Source organism: Saccharopolyspora hattusasensis (assembly GCF_050972075.1).
In the GTDB taxonomy this organism is placed as follows: Bacteria; Actinomycetota; Actinomycetes; order Mycobacteriales; family Pseudonocardiaceae; genus Saccharopolyspora; species Saccharopolyspora hattusasensis.
Genome location: NZ_JBPCDC010000001.1, coordinates 6,638,523 through 6,661,767 on the forward strand (window position 1 = coordinate 6,638,523; position 23,245 = coordinate 6,661,767).

General features: G+C 68.8%; 23 protein-coding genes. 13 read left to right on the top strand and 10 right to left on the bottom strand.

The genetic code is table 11. The annotated features are described in order from the left end of the window. Positions 1-1,260: 1,260 nt before the first annotated feature. Entirely contained in the window at positions 1,261-2,370 is a 1,110-nt protein-coding gene (locus ACRXBZ_RS31940; RefSeq protein WP_433882204.1) for an ABC transporter substrate-binding protein, read from the top strand. Beyond that, a complete protein-coding gene (locus tag ACRXBZ_RS31945; protein ID WP_433882205.1) occupies positions 2,360-3,160 on the top strand; it encodes an ABC transporter permease in 801 nt (266 codons plus the stop codon). The genes ACRXBZ_RS31940 and ACRXBZ_RS31945 overlap by 11 nt, the downstream gene beginning before the upstream one ends. A gap of 54 nt (positions 3,161-3,214) precedes the next feature. On the opposite strand, the gene ACRXBZ_RS31950 is transcribed toward ACRXBZ_RS31945, so the two are convergent. From ACRXBZ_RS31950 to ACRXBZ_RS31960, 3 genes are read right to left on the bottom strand one after another with little or no spacing between them, the layout of a single operon-like run. After that, positions 3,215-3,796: a hypothetical protein gene (locus tag ACRXBZ_RS31950; protein WP_433882206.1), complete on the bottom strand. Its 582-nt coding sequence runs from the start codon at positions 3,794-3,796 to the stop codon at positions 3,215-3,217. Further along, positions 3,793-6,282: a tyrosine-type recombinase/integrase gene (locus ACRXBZ_RS31955; protein ID WP_433882207.1), complete on the bottom strand. Its 2,490-nt coding sequence runs from the start codon at positions 6,280-6,282 to the stop codon at positions 3,793-3,795. Before ACRXBZ_RS31955 ends, ACRXBZ_RS31950 begins: the two co-directional genes overlap by 4 nt. Beyond that, positions 6,279-7,460 (bottom strand): tyrosine-type recombinase/integrase, encoded by a 1,182-nt coding sequence (locus ACRXBZ_RS31960; protein WP_433882208.1) that lies wholly within the window; start codon positions 7,458-7,460, stop codon positions 6,279-6,281. Before ACRXBZ_RS31960 ends, ACRXBZ_RS31955 begins: the two co-directional genes overlap by 4 nt. Before the next feature lie 170 nt (positions 7,461-7,630). On the opposite strand from ACRXBZ_RS31960, the gene ACRXBZ_RS31965 reads away from it, so the two are divergent. The 5 genes from ACRXBZ_RS31965 (at position 7,631) to ACRXBZ_RS31985 (ending at position 11,166) form a co-directional block, all read left to right on the top strand. Beyond that, positions 7,631-8,401, top strand: coding sequence for an ABC transporter ATP-binding protein (locus ACRXBZ_RS31965; RefSeq protein WP_433882209.1), 771 nt, complete (start codon positions 7,631-7,633; stop codon positions 8,399-8,401). Beyond that, entirely contained in the window at positions 8,394-9,743 is a 1,350-nt protein-coding gene (locus ACRXBZ_RS31970; RefSeq protein WP_433882210.1) for an LLM class flavin-dependent oxidoreductase, read from the top strand. The genes ACRXBZ_RS31965 and ACRXBZ_RS31970 overlap by 8 nt, the downstream gene beginning before the upstream one ends. Before the next feature lie 153 nt (positions 9,744-9,896). Then, positions 9,897-10,070, top strand: coding sequence for a hypothetical protein (locus tag ACRXBZ_RS31975; RefSeq protein ID WP_433882211.1), 174 nt, complete (start codon positions 9,897-9,899; stop codon positions 10,068-10,070). Positions 10,071-10,132: 62 nt separating this feature from the next. Further along, positions 10,133-10,507, top strand: a complete 375-nt coding sequence (locus ACRXBZ_RS31980; protein ID WP_433882212.1) for a glycosyltransferase — start codon at positions 10,133-10,135, stop codon at positions 10,505-10,507. Positions 10,508-10,638: 131 nt separating this feature from the next. Beyond that, the gene (locus tag ACRXBZ_RS31985; protein WP_433882213.1) at positions 10,639-11,166 is read left to right on the top strand and encodes a hypothetical protein; all 528 of its coding nucleotides are present in this window, start codon (positions 10,639-10,641) and stop codon (positions 11,164-11,166) included. A 140-nt stretch (positions 11,167-11,306) separates the two neighbouring features. On the opposite strand, the gene ACRXBZ_RS31990 is transcribed toward ACRXBZ_RS31985, so the two are convergent. Genes ACRXBZ_RS31990 through ACRXBZ_RS32000 form a run of 3 tightly spaced genes read right to left on the bottom strand, consistent with a single transcriptional unit; the run spans position 11,307 to position 12,217 of the window. Next, entirely contained in the window at positions 11,307-11,618 is a 312-nt protein-coding gene (locus ACRXBZ_RS31990; RefSeq protein WP_433882214.1) for a hypothetical protein, read from the bottom strand. Positions 11,619-11,663: 45 nt separating this feature from the next. Then, a complete protein-coding gene (locus ACRXBZ_RS31995; protein ID WP_433882215.1) occupies positions 11,664-11,810 on the bottom strand; it encodes a hypothetical protein in 147 nt (48 codons plus the stop codon). Beyond that, positions 11,807-12,217: an HC3 family zinc finger protein gene (locus ACRXBZ_RS32000; RefSeq protein WP_433882216.1), complete on the bottom strand. Its 411-nt coding sequence runs from the start codon at positions 12,215-12,217 to the stop codon at positions 11,807-11,809. The genes ACRXBZ_RS31995 and ACRXBZ_RS32000 overlap by 4 nt, the downstream gene beginning before the upstream one ends. Between ACRXBZ_RS32000 and ACRXBZ_RS32005 the strand changes: the two genes are divergently transcribed. Continuing rightward, positions 12,138-12,998 (top strand): helix-turn-helix domain-containing protein, encoded by an 861-nt coding sequence (locus ACRXBZ_RS32005; RefSeq protein ID WP_433882217.1) that lies wholly within the window; start codon positions 12,138-12,140, stop codon positions 12,996-12,998. The two genes, ACRXBZ_RS32000 and ACRXBZ_RS32005, sit on opposite strands and share 80 nt — an antisense overlap. Continuing rightward, a complete protein-coding gene (locus ACRXBZ_RS32010; protein WP_433882218.1) occupies positions 12,995-13,189 on the top strand; it encodes a DUF397 domain-containing protein in 195 nt (64 codons plus the stop codon). The genes ACRXBZ_RS32005 and ACRXBZ_RS32010 overlap by 4 nt, the downstream gene beginning before the upstream one ends. Before the next feature lie 77 nt (positions 13,190-13,266). Here the strand turns inward: ACRXBZ_RS32010 and ACRXBZ_RS32015 are convergent, their stop codons facing one another. The 4 genes from ACRXBZ_RS32015 to ACRXBZ_RS32030 form a co-directional block, all read right to left on the bottom strand. Next, positions 13,267-15,675 (bottom strand): Tex family protein, encoded by a 2,409-nt coding sequence (locus ACRXBZ_RS32015; protein WP_433884038.1) that lies wholly within the window; start codon positions 15,673-15,675, stop codon positions 13,267-13,269. 149 nt (positions 15,676-15,824) lie between these two features. Then, positions 15,825-17,168 (bottom strand): hypothetical protein, encoded by a 1,344-nt coding sequence (locus ACRXBZ_RS32020; protein WP_433882219.1) that lies wholly within the window; start codon positions 17,166-17,168, stop codon positions 15,825-15,827. Between the two features lie 148 nt (positions 17,169-17,316). After that, the gene (locus tag ACRXBZ_RS32025) at positions 17,317-17,700 is read right to left on the bottom strand and encodes a hypothetical protein (RefSeq protein WP_210435051.1); all 384 of its coding nucleotides are present in this window, start codon (positions 17,698-17,700) and stop codon (positions 17,317-17,319) included. Between the two features lie 277 nt (positions 17,701-17,977). Continuing rightward, positions 17,978-19,306: a hypothetical protein gene (locus ACRXBZ_RS32030; RefSeq protein ID WP_433882220.1), complete on the bottom strand. Its 1,329-nt coding sequence runs from the start codon at positions 19,304-19,306 to the stop codon at positions 17,978-17,980. 465 nt (positions 19,307-19,771) lie between these two features. Between ACRXBZ_RS32030 and ACRXBZ_RS32035 the strand changes: the two genes are divergently transcribed. The 4 genes from ACRXBZ_RS32035 to ACRXBZ_RS32050 all read left to right on the top strand — a co-directional run bounded on the left by ACRXBZ_RS32035 (position 19,772) and on the right by ACRXBZ_RS32050 (position 22,992). Beyond that, positions 19,772-20,083: a hypothetical protein gene (locus ACRXBZ_RS32035; RefSeq protein ID WP_433882221.1), complete on the top strand. Its 312-nt coding sequence runs from the start codon at positions 19,772-19,774 to the stop codon at positions 20,081-20,083. 498 nt (positions 20,084-20,581) lie between these two features. Further along, entirely contained in the window at positions 20,582-20,890 is a 309-nt protein-coding gene (locus ACRXBZ_RS32040) for a hypothetical protein (protein ID WP_433882222.1), read from the top strand. A gap of 106 nt (positions 20,891-20,996) precedes the next feature. Further along, on the top strand, positions 20,997-21,320 hold the full coding sequence (locus ACRXBZ_RS32045) for an MBL fold metallo-hydrolase (RefSeq protein WP_433882223.1): 324 nt from the start codon (positions 20,997-20,999) through the stop codon (positions 21,318-21,320). Positions 21,321-21,822: 502 nt separating this feature from the next. Further along, positions 21,823-22,992, top strand: a complete 1,170-nt coding sequence (locus ACRXBZ_RS32050; RefSeq protein WP_433882224.1) for a lysozyme — start codon at positions 21,823-21,825, stop codon at positions 22,990-22,992. The last annotated feature ends 253 nt before the right edge of the window (positions 22,993-23,245 follow it).

Below are 23,245 nucleotides of genomic sequence, written 5' to 3' on the forward strand. Positions count from 1 at the left end.
AGGCAACCACCTCTGAGTGGCCCGGTCGCACGTCCCCCGGCGACCGGGCCACTGCTCTCCCGCGGGGCGCTTGCGTCCCCCGAACTCGGGAACCGGTTACACGGCACGGTGATGGACCCGGCGGTGGTGATCGAGTTGTGATGGCGTCTCCCACGGCAATGCCCACCCACAGGGAGGTTTTCGATGCGTCGTCCACTCGTCACTGCGCTGCTCAGCGGTCTGGTCGTGCTGTGAGCGGCCGGTACCGCTGCGGCGGCCGAGCGCCCCTCGGGGCTGGACAAGATCCTCACCGCGACATTGTTGGACGTGTCCACGCATGACGGTGAGTCCCAGAACGGAACCGCACACAGCAGTTCCTCCTCGCAGGCCGATCCCGAGCCCCAGACGAAGCCGCAGCCCCAGCCGAAGCCAGGGCTCCGGCCCGAGGCGGAGCCGCAAGCCCAGGCCGAGGCGCAATCTCAGGACTAGAGCCCGGAACTACCGCGCCGCGCCCGGCACGTACGGCCGCGGCGCGGGGCCGGTTCTGGCAATCGTTCCGAAGGTCGCGACGTAGCCGATGATCTCTCGGCGCGGGTCCACCGATTCGAACAGGTCCAGGTAGCGCTCGCCGCAGAACCGCGCCGGGGACGGTGACCAGGCCGCCGATGTTCGAGCTCGCGTCGGGCAGGGCGGCCGTGCGGGAGCGCGCACTCCGCAAGGGGCTTCGGGCGCCCCGGAAGTACCTGCCGGGGTGGCAGCCGGCCGAGCCGGGCACCAGGCTCGCGGGTTTCCGGCCCTCGACGCCGGACAGCCTGCCGATCCCCGTGAGTGCTCTTGGGCGCTGTAGAGGCTGTGCCTTGCCAACCGGTGTGGGGCGAACGGCCTGTTCACGTCGGTAGGCGGCACAAACTGTTTGTTCGCTTCACTCAACACCTTCCCAACCAACCGCTATCACACCCAAAAGTACTCACGGGGCCCGACCAGGCGAAACGTGTCGCCGCACCGAACATGTCCTGTATGGACTCGTGGCGGCTTCTCAGCGAATGGGATGTTGTTCCCTGGCCGTGGTGGACCGTTTTATCCTCGGCTCGTGATCTCGCCCAACACGTTCGTCGAACGACGCGCCATTGATCTGATGCGCGTCACGTGTTGCAGCTGTCGTTGATCTGACGGCACTTCACCCTTCGCGGCCGGTCGGCCGTTGCGCCACTGCTCCGCACCCGGGAACGTTCGCCGGGTGTCTCTCCCTGCGCTGAAGAAGCGCTGAAAAGTAGGTAGCTCATGCCTTCGTCGGCCCCTGCTGGGCGGATTCGCCCGGCTCGACACCGAAAAACCATCGCCCGAGCCGCCGCGGGCTTCGCCGCGCTGCTGGCGCTCGCCGGTTGCGCCTCCGGCGGCGGAACCGGCGGGCTGGCCGCGGATGCCCCGCTGCCCACCGAGATCCCGCCGGGGACCAAGCTCGTCGTCGCGGATCAGCAGGAGCGGTTGCAAAGCCTGTTCCGCGCCTCCGGCGAGTTCGACAAAATCCCGGTCAAGCCCGCATTCGCCAACTTCACCGGCGGCCCCGAGGTGCTGGAAGCGTTCCGCTCCGAGGCCGCCGACATCGCCATCGTCGGCGACACCCCGCCGATCTACGCCCAGGCGTCGGGGGAGGACGTGCCGATCATCGCTGCGTACCGCATCGATCCCAACTCGACCCGCTTCGCGGTGACCCCGGGCGCGAACGTCCGCACCCTGTCGGACCTGCGCGGCAAGAAGATCGCCTACGCCGAGGGCACCGCGCAGCAGTCGTCCGTGCTGCGGGCGCTGGAGAAGGCGGGCCTGAGCACGAACGATGTGCAACTCGTCCGGCTGCAGCTGGCCGAGTTCAACGACGCGGTGCGCACCGGAGCGGTGGACGTCGCGCCGCTCAACGAACCCAGGCTCACCCGCTTCCTTACCCAGACGGGCGGGCAGGGCACCACTATTCCGGTCGCCGAGACCGAGGGCACCAGCACCGGACTGAGCTTCCTCTACACGCGTCGCGCGGCGCTGGAGGATCCCGCGAAGGCAGCCGCGATCCGGGCTTTCGTCGACCACTTCGTCGCGGCCCGGCAGTGGGCGGCGACCCACCCGAGCGAGTGGATCGACTTTTACTACGTCAAGAACCAGGGCGTCACCCGCGCCGACGGCGAGCGGATCGTGGCGTCCGAGGGCGAGGTCGTGTTCCCGAAGATCGACGACGCGCTCATCGCCACGCAGCAGCACACCATCGACCTGCTCCGAGCCGACGGCGGCTTGCCGAAGCCGTTGAACGCCAACGAGCACTTCGACCGGCGGTTCGACGCGGTGGTCGACGAGTCGGTGCGCCGGATCGGTGCGAGCCGAGCGGAGAACGGCCATGGTGGCTGAGCGCCGGCGATTGGGGCCCGGCCCCAAGATCCCGTTCTTCCGGCTGCTCGGCCCGGTCGTGCTGCTGCTGGCATGGCAGCTGACCTCGAGCATCGGCCTGCTGTCGCCGCACACGCTCACGCCGCCTGCGCAGGTCGTGTCGACGGCTGGGGAGCTGCTCACCGACGGCCGGTTGCAGTCGCACCTGCTCACGTCGCTGTGGCGGGCATCGGTGTCGTTGCTGCTGGGCGTGCTGATCGGGCTGGTGCTGGCGCTGGTGGCCGGGCTCAGCCGCTTCGGCGAAGCGCTGGTCGACGGACCGGTGCAGATCAAGCGGGCGATCCCGACGCTCGCGCTGATCCCGCTGGCGATCATCTGGTTCGGCATCGGGGAGGGCATGAAGATCACGGTGGTGACGCTGGCGGTGCTGGTGCCGATCTACCTGAACACCCATGCCGCCCTGCGCGGTGTCGACGGGCGGTTCGTGGAACTGGCTGAGACCGTGCGGTTGAGCCGCTGGCAGTTCGTGCGCCGGATCGCGATTCCCGGTTCGCTGCCGGGTTTCTTCACTGGCCTGCGGATGGCGGTGACGATCTCGTGGCTGGCGCTCGTCGTGGTGGAGCAGATCAACGCGACCAGCGGCATCGGCTCGCTGATGACGCAGGCCCGGAACTACGCGCAGACCGACGTCATCGTGGTGGGCCTGGTCATCTACGCCCTGTTCGGGCTGTTGTCGGACAGCGGGATGTTCTCCGCGGGTCCGCCCTGTGGTGGAGGTCGTTTCCTCGCGTTTGCGCAGCTCAGAGGCTGATGGTGATGATGTTATTGGTGCGACAGGTGTGGTGCAAGTGGCTGCTGGGGTTGTTCACCTGTTGGTGTTGGGGGCGTTGAGGCGGGTCATGAGTTCGCGGTTGGCGGCGCGGGCGGCTTCGAGGTCCTCGTCGCGTTCGGCGAGTTGCAGGCGTAGGTCGACGACCTGTTGTTCGAGGTGGGTGATCTGCTGGTGGAGGGCGTCGATGTCGGTTGGGGTGCCGAGTCCGGATTCGCGCCAGGCCTGCTCCCCGAGGGCCTCGGAGAGCCGCTTCTCGAGGTGTTGAACTCGTGTGTTGAGGCGGGCGGCGCGTTCGTGCGCGGCGAGCAGATCGGCTTGCAGCGAGGCCCGGGTGACCGCTGGCCCGGTGCCCTCGTCGGTGGCAGGTGGCTCGGCGTCGGCGGCGTGGATCTTCTCCAGCAGGTCACGGTGTCGGTAGAGAAAACTGCGATCGACGCCCGCGGCGCGGGCGATGGCGGATGCGCCGAGCTCGGAGCCCTCGGCGACGGCGCGGTCGAGGGCGGCCAGGACGCGTTGTCGACGACGTGCGGTGTCGGCGTGACGACCGTCGCGCATCGCTTGGGTTCTCCTGCTTGCCGGCATGGTGTTGACTGGCTGGCTCGTCGTGGCGGTCATGCGGTGGCCTCCGCGGTGGTAGCCGGCGCCGGGACTGCGGCGGTCCGGGCGGTGGGCATGCCGAGGGCAACGGCGTGCGCGGCGCGGTGACGGCGCACCACCGCGACCGCGTCGTGGATGCGGGCTTGCTCGGTCTGGTCCAGGTCGGCGAGGTCACCGTTGATGCGGTTGATCAGCTGCCGGATCCGGGTGATTTCCTCTTGCGTGGGGGTGGCGTCGAGGCGGGCCCACTCGTCGACCCCGTCGACGGTGGCGGCCAGCCGCTCACGGGTGTGCAGCAGGTCGTCGAGGTAGGCCTGTAGGTCGGGCAGGTGCGCAACCGTTGTCCGGAAGTGGGAACAGCCAACACATCGGAAGCGCACCGGGCAGGCTCCGCCCCCGGCCTGCACGTTGGATGGTTCGCTGCAGGTGCCGTAGGGCACGGCAACTTCCCCGATCGCGTAGCGAGCATGTTCAGAGTCCAAAAAGGACTGCGCGTCACGCCAGATCCGGTTGCCGTGCCGGTCGAAGCTGAGCGCGGTGACCGCGTCAACGGCGGCGCGGCGCCGATCTTCCCCGATGCGGTAGTAGCGCCGAGTCGCGCCCCAGTCCCGGTGATCAAGTAGCTCAGCCAGCACGTCGATCGGCACCCCTGCATCGGCATGGCGCTGGGCATAAGAATGCCGCCAGGCATATGGGGTGATCTTGGTCTTGTCGAACTCGGCGCCCTCGCGGGTGCGCAGCATCGGCAGCGCATCAACCCATTCGCGGTGGCGGTTGTCCAGCATGTCGATGCTGATCGCCTTGCGCCCGTCGGGATTACGGCGTGGTGAGGGCAGCAGTACCAGCCGGGCCGGTGGGATAGCGGGGAAGCGGGCCCGAACCCGGTCTTGCTGCTCGGTGATCACCGCGGCGGTGGCCTGGCTGATCGGCAGACGCCGGCCCAGCCGGTCGGCCTTGTGGTTGTCATAGACCAATACGGGGCCACCGTCCTTGTCGCGGTCCAGGCAGTCCAGCGGCAGGCCGAGGATGTCTTCGGGCCTGCGTCCGGTGTCGATACCGAGCTGGGCGGCAACCCTGACATCGACGGGCTCGAGGGTGGCGAGGTTGGCGCACAACGTGGCCATGATCTCCGGCGGCAGGTCCCGGCCGGGCTCACCGCGCTCGGGTTCGGCCGGGATGTCACTACGCCCGAGGGCGAAATCGCCGGGCAGCCCCGCCGCGGGCTGACCGGGCCGGGTCAGGCCCAGGGCGCGGATCCCGGCCAGGACCGCCCGCACGTCGCGGCAGAGGCAGTTCCGGCGGTAGCGGCTGATCTGATCGCTGGATTCCAGGTAGGCCAGCCGATTGAGGAATCCCTCGACGTCCCGGCGGCCCAGCGCGGCAGGATCGCCCCCACGGTCCGATCGGCAGCCGAGATACTCCGAGAGCAGCCCCAGCGCGTTGACCTTGCTGCGGACCCGGGCGGCGCCGCGGCCACGGTGGCGGGGCAGTTGCTCGGCCGCCCACCGCTTGACGGACCGGCGCAGCCACGGCTGCCCGATCCCGAGGAACGACAGGGTTCCGCGGTGACCGAAGATCGCCAAATCCCAGACATCCTTGCCCTGCTCGACACCGGGGTCAGCCAGCGCGCGACGAACATGCTGGGTCAGCGCGGTGAGCAACACCCGAACCGGCTTATCGCGGACAACCTCACCGTCCTCGATCGAGCCGACCTGTTGACGGCGCAGCGTGTCACAGAGCACCCGCAAACTCACCTGCGGGATCTGCGCCCCGCCACGGACACGCTGCTGGATGCCGAACAGCACCTCCACGGCCACCCGAACCGGCAGCGCTCGCAGGTTCACCTGCCCAGGCTCGGCCACACCCGATTCGATGGCCTGCCACTCCCGCTGATCCAGCTCGGGGTCGCTTCCCTGGGCCGCGCGCCAGCGCTGATAGTGGGTATTGCAGTAGCCGCACGCGCCGTCCGCCGCCCGGGTGCACGCCGCCACCTGGCACGGCCGCATCGGCGGGAAAGGTCGCACCCGCGGATCAGCCAGGAACTCCTCCAGCGACCTCCGCGGCCGCCGGACACGGAACTTCTTGGCGTGCGGTTCGCACAACACCGCATGCCGCATCGTCGGCACGCACTGGCATCCCGGCACCGCGCAACGCTCCGCCCGCGCAGGCTCTCCCGGCAGCTGCGCAGCAGCAGCGATCTCCTCGGCGCTCATCCCCAGCCCGGTCAACCGGGTGGAACAGCGGTGACACACCACGCGGAACCTGCTGTGGGCGGTGCCCTCACACCCCTGCGCCCGGCAGACCCGCCTACCCAGCAGCCGATGCTCCGCGGGTGGAGACAACACCCGCATCGCCGGGTCCCACCCCGCCTCATCCAGGAAGTCGCGCTCCACCATCGAGGCCAGGCGCGCCGCCGGGCCGTCCAACTTGACCCCACCCAACACGTGCGGGAACTCACGCGCATCCTCGGCGACCGCGACGGCGCGCGCCACGACGGTGCTCACCGACCCACCTCCGCCTGCTCGCGCGGGCTGGGCACCGCGTCCACCGCAGCCCGCAGGCGGGACGGGTCAGGATGCACGTACACACTCGACGAGGAGACCGCAGCGTGCCCCAACACGTCGGCGACCACATCGATCCCGGCGCCGGCATCCGCGAAATTGCTGCCGGCGGCATGCCGCAACTGGTGCGCGCGGACCGGCCCGTCGAGCCCCGCCCGGCGAGAGGCCGCCGCCATCAGCTCCCCGACCGCGTCCGGACGCATCGGCGCGCCGAGCCGGCCACGGAACAGATTGACAAACACATGGTCACTGTTCCTGGCCTGCGGCACCCTCATGCGTTCGAACTCGTAGGTGTCGAATGCCTGCACGACAAGGAAATCCAGCGGCACCGCCCGCTGACGGCGGGACTTCGCCCACGCCCCGTTCGGATTGTCCTCCCTGCGCACCACGTGCAGATGCGACCGAGACACCTCGCACCCCAGTGCACGCGAATCCATCAGCAAGTGGACATCGCTGCGGCGCAGCCCGCACACCTCCCCACGGCGCAGCCCTGCCCGAGCCATCAACAACACGATCAGCCGGTCCCGCGCCGAGCGGCACGCCCGCAACAGCGCGACAATCTCGGCGTCACTGACCCGATCGATCGTGGTTTCCGGCTCCCGCAACCGATGCCGCGCTCGCAGCCGCCACGCCATCCGCCCCTCCGCATCCCGAGCGGCCTCCGGCAGATCACGGTCGTCGGCCACCTCATAGAGCAGCGACACCAAACCAGCCGAGGCCTGCCCGGCGGCGACCGCGTGCACCACCAAGCCCCGCACCGCGGTCAGGATCGCGTTGATCCGTGACGGGGACCGCGCCAGCGCGGCGCCAGGACCCGCGAACACCACCCCACCGCTACCGGAGGCCTCAGCGCTCGAGGTGTCCGGCCCGGCATGAGCCAGCCAGGTCATGAACAACGCCATGTGTTCGATACCGGCCTGCCAGGACCGCCCCGTGCGGGCACACCACCGCAGGAACAACGCGATCGCATGCGCATACGCCTTCGTCGTGGACTCCGCCCCGTCGCGACCGAACCGCTGCTGCCGCAGAAAGTCATCGGCGACGGCCACCACCTGCAGATCCTCATCCAGTACCGTCCAATACTGCTGGCCGGACGGCAACCTCACCCGGAATGCCCGCATGCGTTTCTCACTCTCAAGTGGACAGTGTCGTGAACGACTACCAGCCACGAGCACCACACCCACGGAGAACCGCCGCACCACCAGCAAGATCACCCGGTTCAGGCGACATCATGCAACAGGGTCAGGAACCCGGGAGAAGTTGTGCGATTCGCGGAAGGACGGGTGCTGTCATGGCGCCGAACATTGGACAGCTGACCGAGCGACCCACCGAGATCCACAGTGGACAAATCTGCGTTCGCGGACTGGTGCGCCGGTTCGGTGATCGGGCGGTGCTCGAGGGCATCGACCTCGACATCGCGCCCGGCGAGTTCGTGGCCCTGCTAGGGCGCAGCGGTTCCGGCAAGAGCACGTTGTTGCGCGCGCTGGCCGGGCTCGACCACGACGTCACCGGCAGCGGGTCGGCGACCGTCCCGGAGAAACGCGCAGTCGTCTTCCAGGACTCGCGGCTGCTGCCATGGGCCAGGGTGCTCGACAACGTCACGCTGGGCTTGTCCGGTGCCGACGCCGCAGAGCGGGGTCGAGCGGTCCTGAGCGAGGTCGGGCTCGCCGGGCGCGAACGTTCCTGGCCCAACGCGCTGTCCGGAGGCGAGCAGCAGCGCGCCGCACTAGCCCGTTCGCTCGTGCGGGAACCCGAACTCCTGCTCGCCGACGAACCTTTCGGCGCGCTCGACGCGCTGACCCGGATCCGGATGCACCGGCTCCTGCGGGAGCTGTGCGCCCGGCACCGACCGGCGGTGCTGCTGGTCACGCACGACGTCGACGAGGCGATCACGCTGGCCGACCGGGTGCTGGTGCTGGACGGCGGAACCATCGCCGTCAACCGGGAAATCGACCTGCCCGTGCCGAGATCGCACCGCGATCCGCGATTCATCGACCACCGGGACGCCCTGCTCGCGGCGCTCGGAGTGACCGAAGACGATTCGGAGAATTCCAATGGGTGAACGGAAGCTGCACCTCAACGCGTTCCTGATGAACGTCGGTCACCACGAGGCGGCGTGGCGGCTGCCGGAGAGCGATCCGGCCGCCGGCATCGGCGTGGACCACTACGTGAACCTGGCGCGGATCGCCGAGCGCGGCACCTTCGACTCGGTGTTCCTGGCCGACACTCCGGCCCTGCGCGCCGACGTCGGCCAGCGTCCGGCGACCTCGCTGGAACCTACGGTGCTGCTGACCGCGCTGGCGACGGCGACCAGCAGGATCGGGCTGATCGCGACCGCCTCCACCACCTACAACGAGCCCTACAACCTCGCCCGCCGCTTCGCGTCGCTGGACCACGTCAGCGGCGGCCGGGCGGGCTGGAACATCGTCACCAACGCGGTGGTGGAGGCGGCGCGCAACTTCAACCTGGACGAGCTACCGTCGCACCACGCCCGCTACCGGCGGGCGGAAGAGTTCGTCGAGGTGTCGCAGAAGCTCTGGGACAGCTGGGAAGACGATGCCGAGGTGCACGACAAATCCGGGGTGTGGGCGGATGACCGCAAGGTGCACGCCATCGACCACCGGGGCGAGCACTTCACGATTCGCGGGCCGCTGAATGTACCGCGCTCGCCGCAGGGCTACCCGCTGCTGGTGCAGGCCGGTTCCTCGGAGGACGGCAAGGCGGTGGCCGGGCGGTTTGCCGAGGCCGTGTTCACCGCGCAGCAAACCCTGGACGAGGGCAAGGCGTTCTACGCCGACCTGAAGGAACGCGCTCAGCAGCACGGCCGGGACCCAGGCGACATCAAGATCCTGCCAGGGATCGTGCCGGTCATCGGGTCCACCGAAGCCGAGGCTCGCAGGCTGGAATCGGACCTGCAGGACCACATCGTGCACAGCTACGCGCTGCACCGGCTGGCCACTCTGCTGGACGTCGAGCTGACCGAGGAAGACCTCGACCGACGGCTGCGGCCGGAAGAACTGCCCGGTGAGGACCAGATCGAGACCGCCAAGAGCCGGTACACGCTGGTGGTCGACCTCGCGAAGCGGGAAGACCTGACGGTCCGGGAGATCATCCACCGGCTCGGCGGCGGCCGCGGCCACCGCACGTTCACCGGCACGCCCGAGCAGATCGCCGACACCATCGAGCACTGGTTCACCTGCGGCGCGGCGGACGGGTTCAACGTGATGCCCGCGGTGCTCCCATCGGGTCTGGAGTCCTTCGTGGACCACGTGGTGCCGATCCTCCGCCGGCGAGGCCTTTTCCGCACCGAGTACACCGGCCGGACCCTCCGCGATCACTACGGCCTCCGCCGCCCGGCCAACCAGTTCGCCCAACCGGCAGCGGTGCCCGCGCAGCAGTCCTGAACCACCCGCCACACCGCCCCACCGGGCGGCGGAAACCGAGCGAAGGGCACTTCTGGCCAATTGAGTTGGCTGCCAATTGAGTTGGCAGCAGGTGTCCTTCGCGCTTCATCCGGATGGTTAAGCCGTCGAGACCTGGCGGGTCGGTGCCGTGCGGTGTTCGGCGAGTTCATCGCGGCGCTCGAACCACTGGCCGACGATCGCGATCAAACCCTCGCCGAGGTGCTCTGGCGCGTCTTGCACGGCCTGGCCGCCCTGACCTGCGGCGATCGGCTCCGCGCCAGCCACCACAAGGCCCGCCTCGATCTGCTGATCGCCCGACTCGTCTAGCCGGTTCGCCGTCGTGCCGGGCTGCCGCCTCGGAGCCGGATGTACCGCCCACCGGCGTCGGTGTGGTCGGACATACTAACGCGGTGCGAGTTCTGATCACCGCCATTGGATCGCGCGGCGATGTCGCCCCGTACGCCGGGTTAGTGTGCCGGATCCGGGATGCCGACCATCCGGTCGCCATCGCCGCGCACCGGCAGTTCGCCGGGATGGTCCGCGAGCACGGCCTGGAATTCCGCGAGATTCGCGGCGAGCTGCACGACCTGCTCCCGCAGCTGGCGGAGGACCCGATAACGAGGGCTGATGCTTCCCGCCGCGTAGCGCTGGTGCGGGGAGCCCCGGCGATTTCGCGCGAAATCGACACCTCGCCTGAAGGGCGAGCGTCGATTTCGCGCGAAATCGCCAGACCGCAGGTGCCGGATCAAGTCTCGCCGAGCTGAACCGGGAAATCGCCACCGTGCAGACGCAGGGCAAGCTCGCGCCGGACAACGCCCCGGGTGATCCTCACCGCGGCAGACCGCGTCGCCGAGGACGTGCGCACCATCCCCCGCTGCCCGAGCCCCTGCAGCCGGTGATCGTGACCGTCACCCCGGAGCCCCTGCCCGACACGCACGACGAGGGCGACTCGGCAACAACATCGCTGAAGACCTCGATGCCCTGGAACTGTTCTGGCAGCACGTCGCTTTCGGTGACGAAGCGTTGTTGTCGGCGATCCCAATCGCTTGTGGCGCTGTGGCGAACAGTTGTAGCGACTACGCCTTGGCAGTCCAGAACACCACAACAAGATCGGCGACATCGTCGAGGAGCCGAGCCTCGAACTTGCGGCGGTCACCGGCATCGCCTTCGTCGCGTCGCTGCTGAAGACGCCGATCGTTGGTATCGCGTCGAGGGCGGGGCGGGTGCCGCGGTCCTGGACGCTGCGGGCATCCGGATGGCCGCAGTCGGCACCGAATTTCTGATTACGATCAGTGGTGCAGTGACGATTGTGGCTGCTGTCGAAGCTACCGGCGTGCTCGCCATCGCCATCAACAACACACCTGACCCCAAGGTCTCGCAAACGGAATCCACCAACGTTGGTCAGTCCACGGGCGAGCGCTAGTAATGCCGAGTCGAGGCATCCATTGTGGATTCTTGGTTTGGGGTGCGGCCGGGCGGCGCCGGGGAGGGGCGGTGCGTCGCCCGGCGGCTCGGCTCGATGCCTGGGGTCGGAGGAAGTGGCATCGAGCCGGGTTCTGGGGGCTAGAGCCGGTGCAGGGCTTCCAGGACTCGGTGGTGGAGTTCCAGGGGTGGGGGTGCTTGGGGGCCGGGAATCGGGATCGTGTCCACTGCGGATGGTTCGGTTGGTTCCCGGGGTTCTCGGAGATGGTGTTTCCCAGTCGGGGTGGCGTTTCTGGTCGCTTCGGCTTCCACGTGCTCGATCAGTTGCCAGACGTTGGTCGCGCCTTCTCCTGCTCCCGTGTGTTGGGGGAGGCGCTTGCGGTAGGCGTACATCAGGGTCATGCCGAGGAGCATCGAGCACATGCAGGACAGGGCGGTCCACAGCGGTGTCATCAGGCGGTTCCTTCTGGTCGGGCGGCCGTGGTCGGTCGGTTTCCCTCAGTGGACGACTTCTTCGAGGGCTGCGGCGGTCTTGTCGATGTCCTCGGCGTCGAGGTGGCCTGCGCCCGCGTGGAACGCGAGGTCGTCGAGCAGCCATTGGGTTCGGCGCAGGAACATTGCCAGCGCGGCGGTTTTCGGGCTCACGGGCCGACACCGGCGAGTCGCCGAGCCTCCCGGTTGCAATCCGGGCAGGTCTCCCAGAGCCAAGCCAACTCGCTGTTATCGGCCAAAAGCTCCTGGCGGCACAAGGTCGTCACCTGAGTGCCGGGCGGATATGAGCAACCGCAAGGTCTTTCGTCCAAGCTCGCATGCCGCCGCCCCGCAGCAGGCACCCAATGAAACGGATACATCGGCGACCCCGTCAAAAAGGCTGGTGCATCTGGTGTGCACCAGCATGCACCAGTTCGTTTTACCTGCGCAATGCCACTATTCGGTGATCCAAAATGGTGCGTCGGAGGATAAGATTGGTGCATGACGCGCACCACTGGAGGAAGCCCAAAGGCGCGGATTGCCGGCGCTGAGCTGCGAAAAGCCCGAGAGGCATATGGCATAGGCGTGCGAGAATTGGCGCGTAGGCTTGGTATGGATCACTCGAAACTGTCTCGTTGCGAGAGTGGAAGGACTGTTGCCACACCCGAATTCGCGGCGAGTGTGCTTGCTGCCGTCGGCGTGCCAGAAGCCGAACGTGAACGGGTTATCGAGCTCGCACGTGGAGCCGAGCGGGCCAACTGGATGTCTCCTGGTGTTCCTGGCGTGCACCACGAGTTGACCACGCTGATCGAGTTCGAGAAGACTGCCAAGCAGATCACGGAGGTCTCGCCGTTTGTCATCTCTGGGTTGCTTCAAACAGCGGACTACGCACGTGCCCTGATGAGTGCGGGTGTCGGAGCACCGCCCAGCGATCTAGAAACCCGAGTGACACTGCGCATCGGACGCCGTGACGTCTTGACTCGCAAGAAGGGCCCGCGCTTCACGTTCCTTGTCCTGGAGACCGCGCTGCGAACTGCAATTGGCGGGCCGGAGGTCATGGCTGACCAACTCCGGCGGATCCTGAGCATGTCCGAGTGGCCAAGCGTAACGGTGCAGGTGATCCCAGCTGACCTCGATGTCTGGCATCCCGCGCTGCTCGGTTCCTACATCCTGTTTGAGTTCCCGAAGGCGGATCCGATTGTTCATCTGGAGCAGTACGCGTCTGCGGTGTTCCTTTACGAGCAAGAACAAACGGACGCATATCGGTCGGCTACAGATACGCTGCGCGAGTTGACGATGAGTCCGGCTGAGTCGGGCGAGCTCATCGCCAAGGTGGCTGAGGAGATGGAGAGCAGGACATGACCCGAGAGCCTACTGGCTGGCGAAAGTCGAGCCGTTCACATCAGCAGACCGCGTGCGTCGAGGTCGGCCGGGCGGAGTATGGCGCGGCGGTTCGGGACACGAAGGACCAGGCTGCCGGGTACTTCACCACGACCGCTCAGCAGTGGCGGTTATTCGTCACCGCCGTCAAGTGCGGGCGGTTCGAGCCCTGACGGTGCTGGGGTCGTGAGTGCGAAAACGGGCTACGACCCGCTTTCGCACTCACGACCACTGACCAGCTGAAACGCGCCTATTTGCCGAAGCCCGCCCGGCGGAGGGCGTCGGCCATCGATCCGGCGGGCGCGTCGTTGCGCTGACCGCGCTGGCCTCCGCGGCCCTGGCCGCCCCGGCCTTGACCGCCGCGACCCTCACCGCCGCGACCCTGACCGCCCTGACCCTGACCGCCGCCCTGACTGCCACCTTGGCCACGGCCGCCGCCGCCCTGGCCCCGGCCGGTGTCGCGGTCCTGGCGGCCACCGGCACCCGGCTCGTCGTCCAGGCGCAGCGTCAGCGAAATCCGCTTGCGTGGGATGTCGACGTCGAGGACCTTCACGCGGACGATGTCGCCGGACTTCACCACGTCGCGTGGGTCGCTGACGAAGTTCTTCGACATCGCCGACACGTGCACCAAACCATCCTGGTGCACACCCACGTCCACGAACGCGCCGAACGCCGCCACATTCGTGACCACGCCCTCCAGCGTCATGCCCGGCTTCAGGTCGGCGATCTTCTCGACACCGTCCGCGAACGTCGCCGTCTTGAACTCCGGTCGCGGGTCGCGGCCCGGCTTGTCGAGCTCCGCGAGGATGTCCGTCACCGTCGGCAGACCGAAGCTGTCGTCCACGAAGTCCTGCGGCCGCAACGACTTCAGCAATCTGGCGTTGCCGATCAGGCCGGTCATTTCACCGCCGGTGCTGCCCAGGATGCGGTGCACCACCGGGTAGGCCTCCGGGTGGACCGCCGACGAGTCCAGCGGGTCGTCGCCGTCCGGGATCCGCAGGAAGCCCGCGCACTGCTCGAACGCCTTCGGCCCAAGCCGTGCCACGTCCTTGAGCGCCGTGCGGGTCCGGAACGCGCCGTTGGTGTCGCGGTGATGGACGATGTTGTCCGCCAGACCCTCGCTGATGCCCGACACCCTGGTCAGCAGCGGCGCCGACGCCGTGTTCACGTCGACGCCGACCGCGTTCACGCAGTCCTCGACCACCGCGTCCAGGGAACGCGACAGCTTCGTCTCCGAAACGTCGTGCTGGTACTGGCCGACGCCGATCGACTTCGGGTCGATCTTCACCAGCTCCGCCAGCGGGTCCTGCAGGCGCCGGGCGATCGACACCGCGCCGCGCAGCGACACGTCCAGGTCCGGCAGCTCGCGCGACGCGTAGGCCGACGCCGAGTACACCGACGCGCCCGCCTCGGACACCGAGATCTTGGTGAGCTTCAGGTCCGGGTTCTGGCTGATCAGGTCGCCGGCCAGCTTGTCCGTTTCGCGCGACGCCGTGCCGTTGCCGATCGCGATCAGGTCCACGTGGTGCGCCTTCGCCAGCGTCGCGAGCTTCGCCAGCGCCTGGTCCCACTGCCGCTGCGGCTGGTGCGGGTAGATCGTGTCCGTCGCGACGACCTTGCCGGTGCCGTCGACGACCGCGACCTTCACGCCGGTCCGGTAGCCCGGGTCCAGACCCATCGTGGCGCGCGATCCGGCCGGCGCGGCCAGCAGCAGGTCGCGCAGGTTCGCCGCGAACACCCGGACCGCCTCGTCCTCGGCGTTCTGCCGCAGCCGCAGCCGGATGTCCACGCTCAGCCGCGTCAGGACGCGGGTCCGCCACGCCCAGCGGACCACATCGGACAGCCAGCGGTCGGCCGGGCGGCTCTTGTCGGCGATGCCGAACTGCTGCGCGATTCGCAGCTCGTAGTCGGTCGGGCCCACCTGCTCCGCGCCGTCGTCGGGCTCCAGCGACAGCTCCAGGGCCTCTTCGTTCTCGCCACGGAACAGCGCCAGGATGCGGTGCGATGGCAGGTCCGCGAACCCCTCGGAGAACTCGAAGTAGTCGGCGAACTTCGCGCCTTCCTCTTCCTTGCCCTCGCGCACCTTGGAGACCATCCGGCCGCGCGTCCACACCTTCTCGCGCAGCTCGCCGATCAGGTCGGCGTCCTCGGAGAACCGCTCGACCAGGATCGAGCGCGCGCCCTCCAGCGCGGCCTGGCTGTCGGCGACGCCCTTCTCGGCGTCCACGAAACCGGCCGCGGTCTCCTGCGGGTCGTTGCTCGGGTCCGACAGCAGCTGGTCGGCCAGCGGTTCCAGGCCCGCCTCGATGGCGATCTGGGCCTTGGTGCGGCGCTTGGGCTTGTACGGCAGGTAGATGTCCTCCAGCCGCGCCTTCGAGTCCGCCCCGTTGATCTGCGCTTCGAGCTCGTCGGTCAGTTTGCCCTGCGAGCGGATGGAATCCAGCACAGTAGTGCGCCGCTCTTCGAGCTCGCGCAGGTAGCGCAACCGCTCCTCGAGCGTGCGCAACTGGGCGTCGTCGAGGGCCCCGGTCGCTTCCTTTCGGTAGCGCGCGATGAATGGCACAGTCGCCCCGCCGTCGAGAAGCTCGACGGCTGACTGCACCTGGCGCTCGCGGACGCCGAGCTCCTCGGCGATCTTCTGATGAACAGTCGTCACGATGCTAATTCCGCCTTCTCTGCGAACTTCGCCAGATCCGACCGAGCATTCTGCCGGACACCGGTCGCGCCCGGCGTCGGCACTCACGTCGGCGTGTCGGATCCTCGCGTATTGAGACCACGCGATCACCGCGGGTCCACCGAGAAGCGGCGCTAACTGCGTTCTAGCGCGCGGCGGGCTCGCCAACTGCCGACAAATCGGACGAACTGTCGTGCCAGGTTGGTCAGGACCAGGGTGATGCCCGCCCACGGCAGCACCAGGAGGGCCAGCCGGAGCACGCCGACCGCGGCTCCGGCGGCGTCGCCTGCCTGGAGCGAGCTGCCCACGCCGTTCCACTGGAGGGCCAGCGCCTGCCACACGGTCGGCAGCACGTACGGCGCGAGGACCAGGAACGCGACGATCCAGTACGCCATGAACGGGATCACCAGCACCACCCAGACCGTGATCACCCGGCGGACCCACGGCTTCAACTCCTGCACGCGCAGGTGCGGGCGGCGGCCCGGCAGCAGGCTGCGCAGGATCGGCCCCATCCGGTCGAACAGGTCGGGAACGCCCACCAGATCGCTCAGGATGTAATAGCCGTCGAAGCGGATAGACGGCAGCAGTTGCCAGACGCTCGTCGCCTGCCACGCCAGCAGCGCGGCCAGCAGCCACGGGAAGCCGGTCTGCGCGTAGGTGACGATCATGACGAGCATGGCGATCACGTTGAAGTAGAGACCGCCGAGATCGGTGCGCAGCCGGCCGCCGCGGCTGAGGCGGTAGGACTCGGTGACCGTGCTGTACATCGCGGGCCACACCAGGTAGATGCCCACGCCCATCGCGCCCGGCCGCGCGCCGCCGTACCGGCAGGCGGCGACGTGGCCGCACTCGTGGAACATCCCGGCGACGATCAGCACGCCCACCACCAGCAGGATCTGCTCCGGCTGGTTCAGCAGGTCCTTCGCGCCCGCGACCACCTGCTCGGCGCCGCCGTGCACGGCCAACAAGACGTCGGCGACGACGAAGGCCAACAGGACGACGACCACCACCGGCGGCCAGAACAGCGGCTGGAACACGCGCGCGATGATCGCGACGGTGTGCTCGGGCACCAGCGCGACGCGGAATTTCAACGCCAGCAACCGATCCCGCCCCTTCGGCGCCGCCTCGGGAGGACGGTCGGTCTCGGAGTCGGCCGCCACGATCCCGGCGAGCCGCAACCTGTTCTCGACGAGGAAGAACACCTGCCCGGGGGTGACGCCGCGGCCCGATTCGTCGCTTAGGCGCGTCGCGAGTCCGGCGAAGCTGCGCCGCCCGTCGAGCCCCGCCGCCACCAGGTACAGCAGGTGCGACAGCTGCAAGATCTGACCATCGGGCCGGCGGACCAGGTACGGCGCTTCGCGATGCCCGGAACCTTGGTAGCGGCCGATCAGCTCGGTGCCCGGCACGAGCGCTGGCACCGCCAGGCCCGCGACGTCCTCGTCCGCCGGGGGCGACCCGGCCTGGTGCGGGGCTGCCATTGCGACTCCAGGGTATTAATCCGGTCCGGAAATGGCCGACGGGCGCGACATCGTCCCTGGTGGAGGAGGTCGCGCCCGCCGACTGTGGAGCGTTCAGTGGCTGGCCAGTGCTTCGCCATGAACGCCGTACTGCTCACATCTCTCGACGTCAGCCGGGGTTGCCGCCGCCGGTGCCACCGAAGCCGGGGCCGCCGTAGCCGTTGCCGCCGATGCCGTCGCCGCCGTCGCCGCCGTCGCCGCCATCGCCGCCGATGCCGCCGTTGCCGCCGTTGCCGCCGTTGCCGCCACCCTGGCCGCCACCGTTGCCGCCGCCGGTGCCGCCGGAGCCGCCGTTGATGTCACCGGTCGTGGTGACATTGGCGTCCCCGGACACGGTTCCGGTTTGGGTGTGCGCGGGCGGGTAGTACGGGGCCAGCACGTCTTCGCCGCTCCAGGGGAGCCAGAACGTCGACATGACGGTGCGCGCCGGGAGGAACTCGACGCGCTGGTCCGCCAGTTCGGCAGCGCTCAGCGACCGAGAGGTCTGTGGCATCTGGTGCTCCTTCGCGATTCGAGGGGATTAACAGGGAAAAACCGGGATTCGGCCACCCCTTGGATGCGCCGCGGCGGCACGTTCCTGGCGCACGGGCAGAACCTAGAAGCACCGAACGCCTGACGCACTTCGGTTCACCCCTACGGGCAAACGGCTTTCCGTCGCTCGTGGAGGTGTGCGCATCGTGCCGGGTCCGACCGTCGATCGACCACCGGACGGGGGGAAGGGGACGGCGGAGCGCGGGGCCGCCACGGTTCGTTCGGGTTCGCGACGCTCATCAGGGGTTCCGCCGAGCATCCTCAGTGGTGCCGATGTGGCCGCCGCGGCCGCCGGTGCCACCGACGCCGCCGGTGTCCGCAATGGAGTTCAGGCCGCCTTGGCCCTGGAGTCCGGGCGTGCTCCCGATGCCGTCGCCGTCGCCACCGTCGCCGCCGATGCCGCCGTCACCGCCGACGCCGTCGAGGACGTCGACCGTGGCCCTGCCGGCGCCCTCGGACATGATGTTGCCGGTGTTCGCGGCTCCGCCACCGCCCCCGGTGCCGCCGGTCCCGCCGTCGCCTTCCACGTCGACGCCCATGCGGAAGCTGCTGGCGCTCGGCGCGCCGTCACCGCCCTTGCCACCGGTGCCGCCGCGGCCGCCCTTGCCGCCTTGCACGGTGATGTCGTCGTCGCCGGTGCTGACGATCGTGCCGGTCGGGCCGTTGCCGACACCGCCGTTGCCGTTGTCGGTGTGGCGGCCACCGCCGCCGTTGCCCCCGACACCGCCGTTTCCGCTGCGGGTGTCCGCCGTGCCGGGGCCGCCGTTGCCGCCTGCGCCGCCGTCGCCGTTGTCGCCGCCGGTGATGGTGATCTTGTTGTTGCCTTCGCCGGGGTAGATGCGGCCGAGGTTGCCGATGCCGCCCGCGCCGCCGTTGCCGCCCGCGCCGCCGCGCGCGTCGGCGGGGTTGGTGCTGCCCGGACCACCGTCGCCGCCTTCGCCGCCCGTACCGCCCTTGCCGCCGGTGATGGTGATCGTGTCGTTCCCGGGTCCGCCGTTGATGATGCCGGTGGAAGTCACCGCAGGGGCGCCGCTGCCGCCGGGGCCTCCGACACCTGCGCTGCCGCCGGCCCTCGCGCTGCTCCTGGCGTCGAGACCGTTCAGGCCAGCCGTACCGCCGGTGCTACCACCGTTCTTGCCGCCGTTGGCGCCTCGATCACCGCTCCTGGCGCCGGGATAGCCGAGATATCCGTTGCCGCCCTTGCCGCCGTTGCCGCCGCTGCGACCGGTGATGATGATCGTGTCGTCGCCACCGCCCGCGTTGATGGTGCCCGCCAACGCCCCGTTGAGCACGATCCGGTCGTTGCCGTCGGTGCCATCGAGCGTCATCCCGGCCGGCACACCCCGGCTGCAGTAGATGTTCTCCCCGGAACCGTTGGGGGTCCGGGTGCAGGTGGGCGCCGCGGCGTCGGCCTGCTGGACCGCGATGAGGCTGAACGCCGCGGCGAGCATGGCGGCACTGGGCAGCGGCCACCGGTCGACCCAGCGCGTTCCCGAGATGTGACTGCCGCCGGAGAGCGCCGTGCTCGGCACCTCGGCGGGAACGGCCCGGCGTGGACGGTTACTCATCGACGCAACTCCTTTACACGATGTGATCACTGCTGGGCTAAACAGTCGCCGAGCTTAGGCCAGGAGGACTGGCATTCCTGGAATTCGAAAGAGTGATGTCGGGTGATCGTGCGCGTGCTCTGTTCGCGCCACCGCCGCCCGTTCGAGTCGATCTTCATCCGGTATTCGGCGGCGTGTCGTTTCCGCCGCGGATCTCCGCATAGCGCAGGGTCTGGGCCGTTTTGCATTGCCGGGTTTGCCCGAACCGGGTTCGCCCGACGCTCCCGGCCGCCGAAAATTACGGGACGCCTCTGGCTCCCGCTGGCGGAGATTTTCGAGATGCGACGGATTGACGACGACCCTTAACATTCGTTCGGATGCCAACGAATCTGGGGCGTTGGAATGGGGATCTTGGGGGACTTGGACCTTGTTTCGGCATCGATCTCCTCGCGCGGCTTCCAGGCCCAGTCACGAAGGAGGAAATAAGTGTTCGACGAGATTCGACTGTTTAGCGATGCGGAACTCGATGGCCAGCGTGTGGAGTTCCTGCCCGCGCGCACGGTTATGTCGACGTTCCCGTGGGGTGGCGGCTGGAACCCGATCGTCATCAACGGCGGCGGTGGCGGCGATGGCGGTGGCACCGGTGGTGGCCAGGGCGGCGGTGACGGCGGCGACGGCGGCAACGGCGGGACCCCTGGTCGCGGCGGTGACGGTGGTCCTGGTGGGCCCGGCATCGGCGGCAACGGCGTCGGTGGCGGCGGCATCGGCGGCAACGGGGACAGCATCTTCGTGCGGTAAGTCGTAGCCGGGGGCGGCGGGGCCGTGGCTCCGGCGTTGATGACGCCGGTGCGCGTCGTCCTCAGGATGACGACGTCGCGTTGCCTCCGCCCCGCGCTCCAGGCCTGGGCCGTTTCGCATCGAGGGATTCGCCCGACGCTCGCGGTCGCCGAAAATTACGGGATGCGACGTAGTGGAATACAATTTCCGCGAGAAGTTCCCGAACAAGGTTGCGACCTCGCTCCGTTCGCGGAGCGGAGACGATGTCGATCCGAATTGATCTCGTCCGCCTCTCCGGAGTGCGTTGCCGATGTCGTGGCGGATTGCGTTGGTCGGCGGTTTGCGCGTTTGCGATTCTCCTCGTCGGAGGTTTTCGGGCTGCGCTGGATCGCGGATGCTCTTACCCTCCGTGCTGATGCCAACGAATCTGGGGCGTTGGGATGGGGATCTGGGGGTTTGACCTTGCTGGGCATCGATCTCCGCGCGGCATCCGGGCCCATTCGGACGAGGGAGGATCAAGTGCCCGAAAACAGCGAACCATTGAGCTCCGCGGAGCTCGGCGACCAGCGTGTGGAGTTCCTGCCCGCGCGCACGGTCATGTCGACGTTCCCGTGGGGCGGCGGCTGGAACCCGATCGTGATCAACGGCGGTGGCGGTGGTGACGGCGGCGGCACCGGTGGTGGCCAAGGTGGCGGCACCGGTGGTGACGGCGGCAACGGCGGGACCGGTGGCAACGGTGGTCACGGTGGTCCTGGTGGGCCCGGCATCGGTGGTAACGGATTCGGTGGCGGCGGCATCGGCGGCCACGGGGACCACATCGTCGTGTAACTCTTGCTGGTCGCACCGGCGGGCCCGTGCTTGCGCATGGGCCCGCCGATTGCTGCCAGCCCTCGAAAAACCCGTCGGCGGTGGAGATCCGTCCCACGTGCGGCCGTTGAGTACCGCACGCGGATGGCTAAGTCGCGGAAGCTGGACGTCGAAACCGACCAGGGGCTGCTGGTGGTCGACCGGGCCGAACGCCGCTCTCGTACCGGACGCGCTCGCCGACCTGCGGCAGCACACCCACGCCCCGATCCGCTGGATCGTCTACAGCCACGGGCACATGGGCTACGACTACGGCGTGCCCGCGTTCCTCGCCGACGGCGAACGCCGCGGTGACGCGGGGCCGGCGATCATCGCGCAGGAGAACGTGGTCCGCCGCTACCGCCGGTACGCCGAAACGGCCGGTTGCAGGCCCGCCTCAACTCCATGCCGCTGACGCTCGGCATCACCGGCCGCGCTGGCGCCGGGTGAGACGCCGGAGGTCGACGAGGCGTGAGCTGGAGGCGGAGGTGTGCGAGCTGCGGGCGAAGCAGGCGTCCAGCCGCGTGTCCCGGAGCCTGTGCCGGATCTAGTCGGTATGGGCGTTTTGCCTGGTCAGTGCCCGTGAGTGTCGTGGTGCCATGGCGAGTCAACGCGCCTACGGCCTCTGACCTGCGGCTTTACTGTCCGGCGCTGACGGGTGTGGACCTGCGGTGCGGGGCCTGTGACATGGGCCGCTAGGATGCTGTCAATAACTCGGGGTCACTAATCGTGACGGATCAAGCGGCCGACGTAGCCTGATGGAGTCAATCCAGGTATTCGCGTACGTAAAAACCGCGATGCAGGTACACGCTCCGTGCTGGAGTGTGGGGCTCGTGAACCCCGAATCCTCCGACCAAACAAGATCCCCCGAAAACAACGATCGCGCCTCGGCCCCGAACGAGGCGACTGACCGCGGGTTGCGTTCCGCTGCGCTGCGTGCCGACCAGGCCCTGCGCACGGCAGTGGATCGTGTGCGGCCGACGGCGCACCGCGTCGGCGAGCGGGTCGCGCCCCTGATCCAGCGAGTCCTGCGGTGGCTGGCACCGCTGCTGCAGCGGATTCAGGAAGTACCCGTGGTGCGGCGTCTCCGGGAGAGGGTTGCGCCGCACGTGGAGAAGCTCCCCGAGTCCGTTCGGCGGGCTCCGCGCACGCGGTCCATGCAGGCGGGTGCCGCCATCGCCGCCGTCGGCGTGGTGGGCCTGGTGATCGGCAGCGCCGTGGCAGGCTCGGACCAGACCAAGGTCGATGACGCCGCGATGGAAGCCCCGATCCAGGCGCAGCAGGCCCCGGCGCAGGCCGGGCAGCTGATCCCGGCCCCGCCGGAGGCCCCGGCGCAGGCCGGGCAGCCGATCCCGGCCCCGCAGCAGACCCCGGCGCAGGCCGAGCAGCCGATCCCGGCCCCGCAGCAGGCCCCCGCGCCCCAGGCGCAGCCCGTCCCGCAGGCCCCGCTGGGCCCGCCGGTCGAGGGCATCGACGTGTCCAACCACAACGGCGCCATCGACTGGAGCAAGGTCGCGGCCGCCGGCAAGAAGTTCACCTTCGTGCTGGCCACCGACGGCACCGGCTTCAGCAACCCCCGCTACAGCGAGCAGTACCACGGCGCCAAGAACGCCGGCCTGATCGCGGGCGCCTACCACTTCGCGCGGCCCGGCTCGTCCTCCGCGGAGGTGCAGGCCGAGCGGTTCCTGAACATCGCCGACTACCAGGCCGACGGCAAGACCCTGCCCCCGGTTCTGGACCTGGAAGTGGACCCGAACAGCGGCGGCTGCTACGGCCTGTCCGTCGCCGACATGCACCTGTGGACCAAGACCTTCAACGACAAGGTCAAGGAGCGCACGGGCAAGGATCCGATCATCTACGCCAACCCGTCGTTCTGGCGGCAGTGCATGGGCGGCACCGACACCTTCGGTGGCCACGCGCTGTGGCTGGCGTCCTACGGCGTGGACAGCCCGGCGGTGCCCAACGGCTTCAACGACTGGGACTTCTGGCAGTACACCGACCAGGGCAGTGTCGCCGGCATCGGCGGCAACACCGACCTGAACCAGTACCAGCAAGGCTTCGAACGGCTCAAGCAGCTCGCCGGCTGACTTCCGGTTCGTGCCGGAATTTCGACGGGAGCGGGTCGTCCGCACATCGCGGGCGACCCGCTCCCATTTCTGTGCGCCGGAAGGGATGTCCACTTCGGACTCCCGAGCCGGGGCCAGTCAAGTGGGACTTGCGACCCGCTCCGCGGGTTGCCGCCGGGACGGGTGATCTTCGTCGTGCCTCCGATACAGGGGATTCACCGGAACTGTGAGTGGCGGACCGATATCCTCGCCGCGATCGATGATCACCTGATCG